Source organism: Helicobacter didelphidarum (genome assembly GCF_003364195.1).
GTDB classification, from domain to species: domain Bacteria; phylum Campylobacterota; class Campylobacteria; order Campylobacterales; family Helicobacteraceae; genus Helicobacter_A; species Helicobacter_A didelphidarum.
The window spans coordinates 1-608 of record NZ_NXLQ01000187.1 but is presented as its reverse complement, the minus strand read 5'-3'; the positions used below and the strand labels follow the sequence as shown (position 1 = coordinate 608).

The 608-nt window shown below is 33.1% G+C and carries 1 protein-coding gene; it reads right to left on the bottom strand.

Translation table 11 applies throughout. The features are described 5' to 3' along the window. Positions 1 to 608: lipase family protein (locus CQA53_RS11845; RefSeq protein ID WP_245945923.1), on the bottom strand; the 608-nt coding region annotated here is incomplete at both ends.

The window sequence follows — 608 nt, the reverse complement described above, 5'->3', positions numbered from 1 at the left end:
GTAGAGGGTTTGAGTCGTAGGCACTATAGCATGAGAATCCTTGCCTGTATAAATAGGTAGTCTATTGCTTGAGCCATATTGGGCTGAAGCAATGATTTTAATACCGCCATTGTCATATACACAGATAATCTTTTCTGGATTTAAAACTTGCTCCATAATGTTATTCCCCAATAAATTAGCCAACACTCTCATTAACATATTATCTATTCCATCTATGGCGGGAGAATTAAAAGTATAAACTTTTGAAGCACTAAATTTTATTTGATTAAAATCTGTATGAATTGTCCTATCAATTGTATCACAAAACTGCATTGCAATAACTGCTAAATATCCCCCTAATGAATGTCCTACAAAGGTAATTTTGCTAGAATCTATATTATTTAGAATAGGGGCTATATCTAATAAAAATTGTTTTAAAGCATTAGCTTGAAAATCCCCTTTACCAAAGGTAAGTCCTATGTCGGCAAACATATCCCTATTCAAAAAACCCTCTGTCCCTCGAAAACTAGCAATATATTCATCTTTAAATGTATCATAAAAGAGTGTAGCAGAAAACCCACTAAAAGTATTGGGTTGATGAAATTTCACTTCATATCTTGTGGCAAATC